11 protein-coding genes, 1 tRNA gene and 2 pseudogenes are annotated in these 13349 nt (G+C 63.9%); 8 read left to right on the forward strand and 6 right to left on the reverse strand.

Features of this window, described 5'->3' with window-relative positions; all coding sequences use genetic code 11:
* Positions 1 to 15: 15 nt before the first annotated feature.
* Positions 16 to 1020, reverse strand: a complete 1005-nt coding sequence (locus LZA78_RS03720) for a TRAP transporter substrate-binding protein (protein ID WP_233675782.1) — start codon at positions 1018 to 1020, stop codon at positions 16 to 18.
* A 128-nt stretch (positions 1021 to 1148) separates the two neighbouring features.
* Between LZA78_RS03720 and pdxR the strand changes: the two genes are divergently transcribed.
* A complete protein-coding gene (gene pdxR / locus LZA78_RS03725; RefSeq protein ID WP_233675600.1) occupies positions 1149 to 2657 on the forward strand; it encodes a MocR-like pyridoxine biosynthesis transcription factor PdxR in 1509 nt (502 codons plus the stop codon).
* A gap of 134 nt (positions 2658 to 2791) precedes the next feature.
* On the opposite strand, the pseudogene LZA78_RS03730 reads toward pdxR, so the two are convergent.
* The 3 genes and pseudogenes from LZA78_RS03730 to LZA78_RS03740 all read right to left on the reverse strand — a co-directional run.
* Positions 2792 to 2986 (reverse strand): annotated as a pseudogene (locus tag LZA78_RS03730) (IS6 family transposase); the annotation flags it as partial.
* A gap of 52 nt (positions 2987 to 3038) precedes the next feature.
* Positions 3039 to 3742 (reverse strand): annotated as a pseudogene (locus tag LZA78_RS03735) (IS6 family transposase).
* Between the two features lie 363 nt (positions 3743 to 4105).
* Positions 4106 to 4195, reverse strand: a tRNA-Ser gene (locus LZA78_RS03740).
* A gap of 292 nt (positions 4196 to 4487) precedes the next feature.
* Between LZA78_RS03740 and LZA78_RS03745 the strand changes: the two genes are divergently transcribed.
* The 7 genes from LZA78_RS03745 to LZA78_RS03775 are packed head-to-tail and all read left to right on the forward strand — an operon-like array spanning position 4488 to position 10874.
* Positions 4488 to 5390: an SPOR domain-containing protein gene (locus LZA78_RS03745; protein ID WP_233675601.1), complete on the forward strand. Its 903-nt coding sequence runs from the start codon at positions 4488 to 4490 to the stop codon at positions 5388 to 5390.
* A 14-nt stretch (positions 5391 to 5404) separates the two neighbouring features.
* Complete coding sequence (locus LZA78_RS03750; protein ID WP_233675602.1) at positions 5405 to 6568, forward strand: D-alanyl-D-alanine carboxypeptidase family protein; 1164 nt, start codon at positions 5405 to 5407, stop codon at positions 6566 to 6568.
* Positions 6569 to 6574: 6 nt separating this feature from the next.
* Positions 6575 to 7186: a dTMP kinase gene (tmk, locus tag LZA78_RS03755; protein WP_233675603.1), complete on the forward strand. Its 612-nt coding sequence runs from the start codon at positions 6575 to 6577 to the stop codon at positions 7184 to 7186.
* Positions 7183 to 8304, forward strand: a complete 1122-nt coding sequence (locus tag LZA78_RS03760) for a DNA polymerase III subunit delta' (RefSeq protein WP_233675604.1) — start codon at positions 7183 to 7185, stop codon at positions 8302 to 8304. Before tmk ends, LZA78_RS03760 begins: the two co-directional genes overlap by 4 nt.
* 22 nt (positions 8305 to 8326) lie before the next feature.
* Positions 8327 to 9130, forward strand: a complete 804-nt coding sequence (locus tag LZA78_RS03765) for a TatD family hydrolase (RefSeq protein ID WP_233675605.1) — start codon at positions 8327 to 8329, stop codon at positions 9128 to 9130.
* A complete protein-coding gene (locus tag LZA78_RS03770; protein WP_233675606.1) occupies positions 9127 to 9927 on the forward strand; it encodes an MBL fold metallo-hydrolase in 801 nt (266 codons plus the stop codon). Before LZA78_RS03765 ends, LZA78_RS03770 begins: the two co-directional genes overlap by 4 nt.
* Positions 9924 to 10874: an AEC family transporter gene (locus LZA78_RS03775; RefSeq protein WP_233675607.1), complete on the forward strand. Its 951-nt coding sequence runs from the start codon at positions 9924 to 9926 to the stop codon at positions 10872 to 10874. Before LZA78_RS03770 ends, LZA78_RS03775 begins: the two co-directional genes overlap by 4 nt.
* 192 nt (positions 10875 to 11066) lie before the next feature.
* On the opposite strand, the gene LZA78_RS03780 is transcribed toward LZA78_RS03775, so the two are convergent.
* On the reverse strand, positions 11067 to 12026 hold the full coding sequence (locus tag LZA78_RS03780; protein WP_233675608.1) for an ABC transporter permease: 960 nt from the start codon (positions 12024 to 12026) through the stop codon (positions 11067 to 11069).
* A gap of 11 nt (positions 12027 to 12037) precedes the next feature.
* On the reverse strand, positions 12038 to 13288 hold the full coding sequence (locus LZA78_RS03785; protein WP_233675609.1) for an ABC transporter permease: 1251 nt from the start codon (positions 13286 to 13288) through the stop codon (positions 12038 to 12040).
* Positions 13289 to 13349: the final 61 nt, after the last annotated feature.

Raw genomic sequence — 13349 nt, forward strand, 5'->3', positions numbered from 1 at the left:
CCGGCCCCGCGCCGATCACTCGACCGTCGGACGGTCGAGAGCGGTCAGGACGCCGTTGAGCACCTCTTTGCCGCCGATCGTGTCGTAGAACTTCGGCCAGACCTTTGCGGTGGCGAGGTCGATGAACTCCTGCTCGCCATCGGCCGGGTCCGAGATTTCCATCCCGCGCGCGGCAAGCTCAGCTTTGATCTTGGCTTCCTCGGCACGCAGGAACGCTCCCGAGGCCAGCGTGGCCTCGTGACCCGCATCCAGAACCTGCTGCTGTTCTTCGGCCGACAGCGACTGGAACAGGCTTTCCGAAACGATCAGCGGCTCGATCGAGAAGATGTAGCGGATGTTGGTGACGTATTTCTGCACCTCGTCGAACTTCATCGCGTAGACGGTCATGTAGGGGTTGTCCTGACCATCCACGACCTTTTGCTGAAGCGCGGCGAAGGTCTCGCCCCAGGCCATCGGCGTCGGATCGATACCCCAGGACTTGTAGGTCTCGATCATGATTTCGTTCTTGGGCACGCGGACCACGAGGTCTTGCAGGTCGGCGACCGTGGTCACCGGATGCTTCGAGTTGGTCAGCACGCGGAAGCCCGAATAGGCCCAGCCGATGATGCGCACGCCTGCGTCTTCGACGGTCTTGTCGACCATCTGCTGGCCGATTTCGCCCTGAGTGATGTTCTCAGCATCCTCGAGCGACAGGATCACGTAGGGCAGTGTCAGCGTGCCGACCGAGGGCGAAAACGGCGTGATGTTGTTGATCGCGAGGATCGAGAAATCGAGCGTTCCGGTCGCAGCGGCGGTCACGGTGTCCTGCTCGTCACCGAGTTGACCGTTCAGGAATAGCTTCGCGCTATGCGCACCGCCGGTCTTGGCCTCGAGCGCCTCGACAAAGGCAAGGCCAAGCGCCTCTTGCGTGCCGCCAGCACCGTCACCCACGGCGACGCGAAACTCCTTGGCGGATACAGGCAGTGCGGTGGTTGCCAGCAATGCGGCAACCATGGCGCCCGAAAGCGCCTTGAACGTCATTTTCATTGTGTAGCTCCCTGAGTGCGGCCGATTCTTTGCTTCGGCCTTGCGACACATTGTCACCACGCTGTCATCTGGGTTATATCCAGATGCGACTACTCTTAAGTCCAGAACGGAGGCCTGCTGCGATGGGCGAGAATCTTGTCGGTCGGCTCTCTTCCGAGATGTTCTTCATTGATCGGGCGGATCGGCGCAGCCTCCAGATGCAGCTTACCAGTTCGATCGTCTCGACGATCCTGGAGGCACGCACCCGCTCTGGCACACGCATGCCATCGACACGACAACTTGCTGATCACCTTGGTATTTCTCGCCTGACGGTGACGCTTGTCTATCAGGATCTCGTTGCTCAGGGGTATCTCGACAGCGCCCCGCGATCCGGCTTTGTCGTCTCGCAGAAAGTCCCGCACCGGCGCATCGGGCGCGAGGATGTGCTGAGCTTTTCTCAGCCCGTCGATTGGGGGCGCTGGCTGAAACAGGATCTGACGGCGCGGCGACGCATTGCGAAGCCACTTGACTGGCGCAGCTATCCCTATCCGTTCCTCTATGGCCAGGCCGACCCGACACTGTTCGATCACGCCGCGTGGCGGGACTGCGCGCGCCGGGCGCTTGGCGCGCGCGAGTTCACCGATCTCGCCGACGAGCGCATGGCCATGGACGACCCGGTCCTGGTGGATTTCATCTGCCGCAACACCCTTCCGCGACGGGGCATTCGCGCCCGCCCCGAAGAAGTCCTGATCACGCTTGGCGCACAAAATGGGATTTGGCTTGCGGTTCAACTTCTTGCGCGCAAGGACCGGGTGGCAGTGATGGAGGATCCGGGCTTCCCCGACTTCGCCGCAACGTTCCAGTTCGCGCAGATGCCCATCCACTATGTGCCCTGCACCGATGAGGGGCTGGAGCCCTCTTCCCTGCCCCATGACACCGGGCTTGTCGCCGTAACGCCCAGTCACTCGATTCCGACCGGCACGACGATGCCGATCCATAAACGCCGCGAGTTGCTGACGATGGCGGACAAGCACGATTTCCTGGTCATCGAGGACGACTACGAATTTGAGATGAGCTTCCTCGAACCGCCCTCGCCCGCGCTCAAGTCGCTCGATGGGGCCGGTCGGGTGATCTATATCGGAAGCTTCTCGAAGGCGCTGTTTCCGGGGCTGCGCATTGGCTACGTCGTGGGGCCCGCCCCCTTCATCGAACAGGCGCGCGCGCTGCGCGCAATGATGCTAAGGCACGCACCGGGGCATATGCAGCGCGTGACGGGATACTTCCTCGCGCTCGGCCATTACGACGCCCATATCGTGCGTCTGCGGGAGGCGTTTCGGCAACGGCGCGAGACACTGACACACGCGCTGGAGAAAACCCCGTTTCGAATTGCTGGCGCCGCGCGGCATGGCGGCTCAAGCCTCTGGATCGAAGCCCCCGAAGACGTAGATTCTGCCGCCTTCGCGGAACGACTGGCGGTTAACGGCGTACTCATCGAACATGGCCGCCCGTTCTTCGCCGATCCGCCCAATCCCTGCCCATTCTTTCGCTTGGGTTACTCGTCAATCGCGGAAGAAAAGATCGAAGCCGGGGTTAAGATCATGACCCGGGTTCTCTCGAGCGGAATCGGTGGCCAGCCAAAGGACTCCGTCTGACACACATGTGACCACCCAACATTACCGATTTGCACCGGGCGAGCTCACGGACAACGACCTCAACAATTCAGGGTGCGACACGGTGCTGTCAGACGGATTCGAACCAGTCTACGCAAGGGCAGAATGACTGCCCCTTATGCCATGCAGAGACCGCGCCATTCGGCGAGAGCAGCGGCACGCTTCAGCTTGAAACTGTCCCTGGAGTAGTGGCTTCGCTCAGCATTGAAATGGTTGAAGACCGAGGCGTGGACGGCGACGAACTTCTGCAGACTTCGCATCCGCCGGAACCAGAGCATTGCCCGCTCTCGTCGTCGGAACGGCAAGTGGGGGTGCTGCCAGACGAATTCGAACCAGTCTCAGTTTGGAAAGTGGCCCTATCCCTTATGCGGCGCAGAGACCGCGCCACTCGGCAAGAGCGGTGGCGCGGTTCCTCTTGAAGGTGGCTCTGGAAGAGAGGCTGCGCTCCGTGTTGAAGAGGTTGTGGACCGACGCGTGAACGGAGGCGAATTTCTGTAGCGTTCGCATCCGCCGGAAGCGGAGCATCGCCCGCTCCCGCCTTCGGAATGGCAAGTGTGAATTCTCTGCCCGGTTATTCATCCACCGACCGGTCTGCTGACGGTCACGGATACCGAGCCCAACGAGAGCGGCACCATAGGAACGTAGACGATCGGTGACAAATTCATCGGCAGAACCGTGCCGCCTCAGAGATTTCTTCAGGAATTTCAATGCAGCCTTCTTGTCCCGAGTCTTCGTCACAAAGCTCTCGAGCACCTCACCTTCGTGATCGACCGCCCGCCAGAGGTAGTGGCGCTCCCCGTTGATCTTCACGAAACCTCGTTCAGGTGCCATCTCCAATGGCTCGACCGCATACCCTCGACCCGACGCTTTCGGATCTCCGCGGCGAACATCGGACCAAACCGATGCCACCAAAATCGGACTGTCTCGTGGCAAATATCGATGCCCCGTTCGCGCAGCAGGTCCTCGACGTTGCGCAGCGACAGCGGGAACCGGACGTACATCATCACCGCCAGTCGGATAACTTCAGGGCTCGTCTTGAAATAGCGGAAGGGCGATCGTTTCGTCATCCCGAAAAGCTACGAAACCGCCCTGCCCGCCTCAAGGCAGTTTTATTTGACAGTAACCAACAAGCGGGTCTTTAGCGTAGATACGCACATCATCGGTTGGTTTGACGTTGAAACGCCGAGGGAACGGACTGATCTTGATCTGTGACAGTTCAAGTTCGGTTCCACGCAGATTTGGATCGACGAATCTTCCGCACATCTCTGGCCCTGAACGGTTAGGAGACCCCCGCGCAAGTTTTTCTGCCGTTTGATTAACTATCAAGACTTAATCAAGTGCGCGCCGCACCCAAGCGTTTTTCCAATGGCGGGCTTTATGGCGGGTAAGGCAGACTTAAATGCAAATTTATCAATAAAATCATAATCATATGGCGGAGGAGGTGGGATTCGAACCCACGGAGGGCTTTCACCCTCGTCGGTTTTCAAGACCGGTGCATTAAACCACTCTGCCACTCCTCCGACGCCCTTCGCGTAACGCCCTTCACGCGATTCTGAAAGAGCGCACCTACCGATTTCCGCCGGTGACCGGTTGGGCCGCTTTTCATGCCCGCGCGGACGGGGTAAAGTCCGCTCCAGTGCAGGGACGCGCATGATGCGCGGCGCGAGGCGGCCACGACAGCCGGGGCAGGGCTCTGACGGGCCAGAGATGAGACGCGGAAGCAGCCGCGCAGGAAGGGGCATGATGCGCAAGGGATCGTTGTCGCGATACGTTCTGATGCTTGGAACGGCAGTGGCTTTAGCAGGTTGTCAGATGGGCACCGGCGCCAATCCCGAGGAGGCGCCCGCCGACGGCACGCCCCCCGAAACCGCCGCCGTCCGCACGGTCGAGCGTGACGTCGAGGCGCCCAAGGTTTTCGCGGTCGAGGACGAGGGGCTGTGGGACGGGCGTCCCTCGCTTGGCGGCGTTTGGGTTGCCCATGCCTCGGTCAAAGACCCCGAGCGCGTTCTGGTGCGCAACCTCTCGAACGGCAAGTCGGTGAACGCTGCGCTGTTCCGGCGCGAACGGGAAAACCCCGGCCCCAAGATCCAGGTTTCCTCCGATGCAGCGGCCGCGCTCGGGATGCTTGCCGGTGCGCCAGCCAAGCTTTCCGTCGTGGCCTTGCGCCGCGAGGAAGTGCCGGTTGAGCCCGCGCGACCCGCCGCAGCAGCGCCCTCGGGCAAGCCCACGGTTGATGTGAAGCCTGTACCCAAACCCACCGCCGCGATCACCGCCGCTGCCGCCGGAGCCATCGCCAAGGCCGAGGCCGATCCGAAGGCCAAGCCCGCCGAACCCGTGAAAACGGCCGCTCCGGCCAAAGCGGAAGCCCCTGCAAAGGCCGCGACGGCAAAGCCCGAGGCCCCCACCCCAATTCCGGCCAAACCTGCCGATGCGAAACCCGCCGAGGCCAAGCCCGCAGCCGCAGCCCCCGCAGCACCTACTGGTAAGCTGCTGGTGCAGATCGGCACCTACAGCAGCGAGGCCAATGCGCAGCGCGCGGCTGGAGATCTTCTCAAGAAGGGCGTGAAGGACGTCGTCATCCGCAAAGAGGTTGGCGCGATCAAGACCGTCTGGCGCGTTATCGTCGGCCCCGTCGCCACGCCAGCCGACCGCGACAAGCTGCTTGCCCAGCTCAAGGGCTTCGGCTTTGCCGACGCCTACGCCGTCTCGAAATAAGGAATACCAGCCCGATGCAATTGACCCGCCTTTTCACCGTCATCTGCCTTGCGCTTCTTGCGGCCCTGCCCGCCCGCGCCTTCGAGACCCGCGCGACGGCCGCCTGGGTCTACGACGTGACGACCCAGACCGTGCTGCTTGAGAAGAACGCCGATATCCCGCTGCCGCCCGCGTCGATGTCCAAGCTGATGACCGTGAACATGCTGTTCGAGGCCCTGCGCGACGGGCGCGTGACCATGGACACAAGCTTTGCCGTCTCGACCCGCGCCAAGCAGATGGGCGGCTCGACCATGTTCCTCAACGAGATGGACCGCCCGACCGTGGGCGAGTTGCTGCAAGGCATTGTCATCAACTCGGGCAACGATGCCTGCGTGGTCGTGGCCGAGGGGCTGGCCGGCTCGGAAGAGGCCTTCGCCCGCCAGATGGGCGAGCGTGCGCGTCAACTGGGCATGAACAACTCGATGTTCGCGAACTCATCAGGCTGGCCGCATCCGGGGCAGCGCATGTCGATGCACGATCTGGGCATCCTGGCCGTGCGTCTTATCTCGGAATTCCCCGACTATTACCCGCTGTTCTCGGAAACCTCGTATAACTATAAGGATCGCTCGCCCGCCAACGCGAACAACCGCAACCCGCTGCTCAAGATCGCGGCGGCGGATTGGCACGCGGATGGTCTCAAGACCGGCCATACCGAAGAGGCGGGCTATGGCCTCGCCGGCTCGGCCGTAATGGGTGATCGCCGCATCGTCTTCGTGATCAGCGGCATGACCTCGGAAACCGAGCGTGCGCAAGAGGCCGAGGCGATCGCCAACTGGGCCTTCCGCCAGTTCGTGCTGAAAACGCTGGCCACCAAGGGCAGCCGTCTGGCCGAAGCGCCGGTCTGGCTCGGCGCCACGGACAAGGTCGGGCTGACCCCGGCCGAGGATCTGACGCTGCTGATCCCGGCCTCCGCGCAGGATGCGATCAAGGCCGAGGCGGTCTTTACCGGCCCCATCGCCGCACCGATCGCCACGGGCGACAAGCTGGGCGAACTGGTGCTGACGATCCCGGGCTTGACGGAACCCAAACGCGTCGCGCTGGTCGCGGCCGAGGACGTCGCCGCAGGCGGCTTCATGGTGCGCGTCAAGGCGGCCTTCGCGCGCCTCACCGCCAAGGCCATGCAGGCCGCGAACAGCTGAGGCCAGATGTTCATCACGTTCGAGGGCATCGACGGATCGGGCAAATCCACGCAGGCGCGCCTGCTGGCCGAAGCCCTGCGCGCCGATGGCCTTGACGTGGTCCTGACGCGCGAGCCCGGCGGATCGCCCGGCGCCGAGGAAATCCGTCGCCTTGTCCTTGAGGGCGACCCCGACCGCTGGTCCCCCGAGACCGAGATCCTGCTCTTCACCGCCGCCCGCCGCGACCATCTGGAACGCACCATCGCCCCCGCACTGGCCGCCGGGCGCATCGTGATCTGCGACCGTTTCGCGGATTCGACCCGCATGTATCAGGGCCTGTCGCGCGGCGATTTGCGCGGGCTGGTGGATCAGCTGCACGCCCTGATGATCGGGCGCGAACCCGACCTGACCTTCCTCGTGGATATCGACCCAACCGTCGGCCTTGCCCGCGCCAAGGGCCGTCAGGGCACCGAGGAGCGGTTCGAGGACATGGGCCTTGCCATGCAGGAACGGATGCGCGCGGGCTTCCTGGCGCTGGCGCGCGAGTTTGCCACCCGCTTCCGGCTGGTGAACGGCGCCCGACCGACCGAAGATGTCGCGGCCGAGATCCTCTCGCTCACCCGGGCGGCGCTGGCATGAGCAGCAAGACAGCCGAAATCCCGGATCCGACGCAGGTCGAAGGTGCGATCCACCCGCGCGACACGCAGCACCTGATGGGGCAGGCGCGCGCCGAGGCGGATTTCCTCGACGCTTTCACCTCTGGGCGGATGCACCACGGCTGGATGCTGACCGGCCCGCGCGGCGTCGGCAAGGCGACGCTGGCGTGGCGCATCGCGCGCTTCCTGCTGACCCAGCCCACCGACGATGGCGGCGGCCTTTTCGGCGCGCCCCCGCCGCCCACCAACCTTGAAACCGACCCCGAGCACCCGGTCTGCCGCCGCATCCACGCGGGCTCGGAACCCGGTGTGTTCCTGCTCAAGCGCGGGCTGAACGCCACAGAAACGGGCCTCTCGCAAGACATCCGCGTCGATGAGGTGCGCAAGCTCAAAAGCTTCCTGCACCTGTCGGCAGCCGAAGGCGGACGGCGCGTCGTCATCGTGGACAGCGCCGACGAGATGAACACGCAGGCAGCCAACGCGCTGCTCAAGCTGCTCGAGGAACCGCCGCCGCGGGTCACCTTCCTGCTGATCTCGCACCAGCCCGCGGGGCTCTTGCCCACGATCCGCTCGCGCTGCCGCGAATTGCGGCTGGCCACGCTTGCGCCCGAAGATATGGCCGCAGCCCTCGCCGCCGCCGGCGAGGCGGTCGAGGCAGACACCGCGGCCCTTGCCGCGCTTTCCGGCGGCTCGGTGGGCGAGGCGATCCGGCTTTTGAACCTCGATGGGCTGGCGACCTATGAAAAGCTCGTGGCGCTGTTCGGCACCCTGCCCCGGCTTGACCGCGTGCGTGCGCTCGCCTTGGCCGACAGCATCACCGGGAAGCAGAACGAGCCGCGCTACGACCTGATGCTCGGGCTGATCGAGCTATTCCTGGCGCGCCTTGCCCGCGCGGGCGTGGCCGGGCCGCCGCCCCTGGAAGGCGCGGCAGGCGAGGCGCAGGTCATCGCTCGCCTCAGCCCCGATGGCTACGCGGCGATGAAATGGGCGGCATTGCACCAGACCCTTGGCGCCCGCGCGCGCCATGGCAAGGGGGTCAACCTTGACCCTGCCGCGCTGGTCATGGATATGGTTCTTGAAATCACGGCGGCCGCCGCCTGAGCCGCCCATAAAGGACCTGCCCGTGGCCGAGACCGAAACCCATCCGCCCGAAATCGTCGACAGCCACTGCCACCTCGATTTCCCTGATTTCGCCCAGGAACTGCCCGAGGTGATCGCCCGCGCCCGCGCCGCTGGCGTGACGCGCATGGTCACCATCTGCACGCGCCTGCGCAATGAACCCTCCGTTCGTGCCATTGCCGAGGCGCATGACGGCATCTACTACGCTGCCGGCACCCATCCGATGAGCGCGTCGGAAGAGCCGTTGACTTCCGTCGAGGAGCTCGTGGCCCTCGCCCGCCACCCCAAATTCGTGGGCATCGGCGAGACGGGGCTGGATTACCACTACACGGCCGACAGCGCCGAGGTGCAGAAGACCTCGCTGCGCATCCATATCGAGGCCGCCCAGGAAACCGGCCTGCCGCTAATCATCCACGCCCGCGCCGCTGACGAGGATATGGAGGCGATCCTGGCCGAGGGTCTGAAGTCGCGCCCCTATAGCTGCGTAATGCATTGCTACTCCTCGGGGCCGCGCCTGGCGCAAGCATCTCTCGAGATGGGCTTTTACCTGTCCATGTCGGGAATCGCGACCTTCCCGAAATCGACCGAGGTGCGAGAGATTTTCGCCGCCGCCCCCCTCGACCGCATCCTGGTCGAGACCGACGCCCCCTATCTTGCCCCCCCACCCCATCGCGGCCGCCGCAACGAGCCCGCCTATACCGCGCTGACTGCGAAAATCGGTGCAGAGCTCTACGGCGTCAGCTATGCAGAATTCGCCGCCGCCACCTCGGCCAATTTCGACCGCCTGTTCTGGAAGGCCAAACGATGACCCGGATGCGTTTCACGATCCTCGGCTGCGGCTCGTCTGGCGGGGTGCCCCGCATCGGCGGACACTGGGGCGAGTGCAACCCGGACAACCCGAAGAACCGCCGCTCGCGCTGCTCGATGCTGGTCGAGCGCGTCTCGCCCAACGGCACGACCCGCGTGCTGATCGACACCTCGCCCGACTTGCGCGAGCAACTGCTGCGCGCGGGCGTGGGCGAGTTGGATGCCGTCGTCTACACCCACAGCCATGCCGACCATGTCCACGGGCTCGATGACCTGCGCCAGATCACCTTCAACATGCGCCGACGCCTGCCCGTTTGGGCCGATAGCGACACGCAGGAAGCCCTGCTGAGCCGGTTCGGCTACGCCTTCGTGCAGCCGCCGGACTCGAACTACCCGCCGATCTGCGACCTGCGCGCGATCCACTGCACCTTCGAGATCACCGGCGCCGGTGGCCCGATCGAGCTGCACCCCTTCCGCGTCGAGCACGGCAATATCGACGCCCTCGGCTTCCGCATCGGCGACGTGGCCTACCTGCCCGATGTCAGCACCATCCCCGAGGAAGCCTGGGCGCATCTGAACGGCCTTGAGTGCTGGATCCTCGACGCGCTGCGCCGCACGCCGCATCCGACCCATGCGCATCTTGCCCTCGCGCTGGAATGGATCGAGCGTGTCAAACCGGCATCGGCGGTGCTGACCAACATGCATATCGACCTCGACTATGACGATGTCGCAGCCGAGACACCCGAACACATCCGCCCCGCCTATGACGGGCTGGTGTTGGAGTTCGCCGCGCAATGAGCGCGCTGATCGACGTCATCCTGCCCGTCTTTCTCGTGCTCGGCTTCGGTTACGTCGTCTCGTGGCGTGGCCTCTTTTCCGACGCAGCGGTCGACGGGCTGATGCGCTTTGCGCAGAACTTCGCCGTGCCGGTGCTGCTCGCGCGCTCCATCGCCATGCTCGACCTGAGCACGAGCTATGACGCAGGGCTGATGATCTCGTTCTACGTCGGCGCGCTGACCTCATTTGCCATCGGGATCACGGCGGCGCGGGTGATCTTCCGCCGCACCGGTCCGGATGCGGTCGCAATCGGCTTTTGCTGCCTCTTCTCGAACTCGCTCCTGCTCGGCATCCCGATCACCGAGCGCGCCTACGGCCCCGACGCGCTGGCGGGCAACTTTGCCATCATCTCGATCCATTCGCCGATGCTTTACACCATTGGTATCGTGGCGATGGAGGCCGTGCGCTCCGCCGGAACCGGCGCGGGACTCAGCCGCGTGGGTTTCAACGCGCTGATGGGCGTGCTGCGCACCCCCCTCGTGATCGGCATTCTCTGCGGTTTCGCCATCCAGATCCTGCGCAAAATGACAGGGCATGACCTTCCGGGGCCGGTCTGGGCGGCGATGAACATGATGGCGAACGCCGCTCTGCCCGCCGCCCTCTTCGGCCTTGGCGGCGTGCTGTTCCGCTACCGCCCAGAGGGCGATGGGCGCGCCATTGTCATGGTCTCGGCCCTCTCGCTGATCGTGCATCCGGGCATCGCCTACCTGCTGGGCCATTGGGTCTTCGCGCTGGATACGGCAGCCTTGCGCTCGGCGGTTATGACGGCCGCGATGGCGCCCGGCGTAAATGCCTATCTCTTCGCCAATATGTATGGCGCAGCCCGTCGGGTCGCGGCCTCGTCAGTCTTGGTCGCCACAGCCGCCTCGATCCTGACGATCTGGGCCTGGCTCGCGATCCTTCCTTGATCTTGTTGAGCGCGAAGGGGGCGCTGCCCCCTCGGGCCTGGCGGCCCTCACCCCCGGGATATTTGGACAAAGACGAATAGAGGGCTCGTTCTCCTTTCGGCTTTGCGCAAATATCCCGGGGGGTGAATTTGCGAATAGCAAAGAGGGGGGCGGAGCCCCCCTTTTCGCGTCGTTCGTCGTGATGACTGCGGCTTACTGCGGGCTGACGCCGCGGAGCCGTTCCGAGCGGCGGCGCAGCAGCTCGACCGTCGTCAGCAGCAGGATCGAGATCAGCACCAGGATCGTCGCCACGGCAAGGATCGCGGGCGAGATCTGTTCGCGGATACCGTTCCACATCTGGCGCGGGATCGTCTGCTGGGTGTGATCGGCAATGAAGAGAACCGCGACCACCTCGTCGAACGAAGTCACGAAGGCGAAAAGTGCCCCGGAAACCACACCCGGCATGATCAGCGGCATAACCACCTTGAAGAAGGCCGTGCGCGGGTTTGCACCCAGGCTGGCCGCGGCACGCACCAGCGATTGGTCAAAGCCCGAGAGCGTGGCCGTCACGGTGATGATCACGAAGGGGATGCCAAGCGCGGCGTGGGCCAGGATGATGCCCAGATAGGAGCCCGCCAGACGCGTCCATTCAATATGGAAACCGCCTTCGAAGCTCGGCATCGGCAGCTTCATCCACGAGTAGAAGAAGAACATCCCCGTCGCCGAAATGATGATCGGCACGATCATCGGCGAGATCAGGACCGCGGTGATCTGCTTGCGGTAGGGCATCTCAGGGCGGGTCAGACCCAGAGCCGCGATGGTGCCAAGCGCCGTCGACAGGATCGTGGCGAAGAAGCCGATGATGATCGAGTTCTTGGTCACCTGCATCCAGGTCGCGTTGCCCCAGAAGTCCGACCAGAACGAGGCGCCGCGCTCGGATTCAGGGTTCTGCATCCCGAAGGTCAGCAGGCTGTCATACCAGCGCATCGAATACCCCTCGGGGTCGAGCGTCAGCATCTTCTCGGTGAAGGTGAAGTAGGGCTCGGCGTTGAAGCTAAGCGGGATCACGATCACGATCGGGGCGATCAGGAACAGGAAAATCAGTCCGCAGATCACCAGATAGCTGTAATGCCAGGCTTTCTCGAGCGGGCTTGCGTAGGTGGGAAGCGCCATGTCTCTACTCCTCAGCCGAGCTTCATCTTGTCGATGCCAACCAGGCGATCGTAGATCCAGAAGAAGATCAGAACGATGGCCAGAAGCATCGCCGCCAGGGCCGCGGCCAGCGACCAGTTCAGCGACTTCTGCATATGGAAGGCGATCATGTTGGAAATCATCTGCCCGTCGGCGCCACCGACAAGGGCGGGGGTGATATAGTAGCCCATCGCGAGGATGAAGACCAAAAGCCCCCCTGCCCCGATCCCCGGAAGGGTCTGCGGCAGGTACACCCGGCGGAACGCGGTCCACGAGGTCGCCCCGAGCGAGCGAGCGGCGCGCACATAGCTGGGCGGGATCGTCTTCATCACCGAGTAGAGCGGCAGCACCGTGAAGGGCAGCAGGATATGTGTCATCGCGACGATTGTGCCGGTCTGGTTATACATCATCTGTATCCGGCCATCGTCGCCGATCAGCCCCATCCAGACCATCAGGTCGTTCAGCACGCCCTGGCTTTGCAGCAGCACCATCCACGAGGTCGTGCGCACCAGCAGCGAGGTCCAGAACGGCAGCAGCACCAGGATCATCAACAGCATTGCTTTACGCATCGGCAGCACCGCCAGAAGATGCGCGATAGGGAAACCCAGGAGCAGGCAGAGCGCGGTGATCTCGATCGACATCGACAGCGTGCGCCAGAACAGCGTCTTGTAGATCGCCTGACCCTCGGCCACCGGCACGATCGACCCGGAGTCGTCGCGCGTCAGGTCCAGCGCCGCGAGATAGAAGTCAAAGGTGAAGGGCGACGAGGCCGAGCGCATCGCGCGCCAGATGATCGGATCGTCCCACTTCTTTTCCTCGGCCAGAATGGCCTCCTTGAAGGGCGGCTCGAACTTGTCGGCCTTGCGCGCGGTCGAGGTGAACATCGAACGCGAGCCGGAAACATCGTAGTTGATCCGGGTTCCGGCGGCACCGGCCGTCTTCTCCTGCTTCATCAGCGCAAGGTCGGCCGCCAGCGCCGCATAGGCGCTTTCGTCGATCTCGGAGCCTGCGGGATGCTCGTCGAACCACTGGACCAGGTTCGGCGCGGTCGCGCTGAACGTGTCGTTGTAGAACGACTGGTACAGCATCTGCCCGATCGGCACGATGAAGCTGACCAAGATGAACAGAAAGAGCGGCGCAACGAGCAGGAAGGCGCGGCGGCGCCGCGTCGCGAGCGATGCCGCAAGCGCCGCCTTTAGCGGTTTGCCGTCGGCCGTTGTGAGTTGTCCGGTTGCGTCGGTCATTCGGTTCCCTCTGGGAAAAGTTCTACCAAACGCACCCCATGGGGCGCGCGATCAGGGATTT

The organism is Rhodobacter flavimaris (genome assembly GCF_021378075.1).
Taxonomy (GTDB): Bacteria; Pseudomonadota; Alphaproteobacteria; order Rhodobacterales; family Rhodobacteraceae; genus Rhodobacter; species Rhodobacter flavimaris.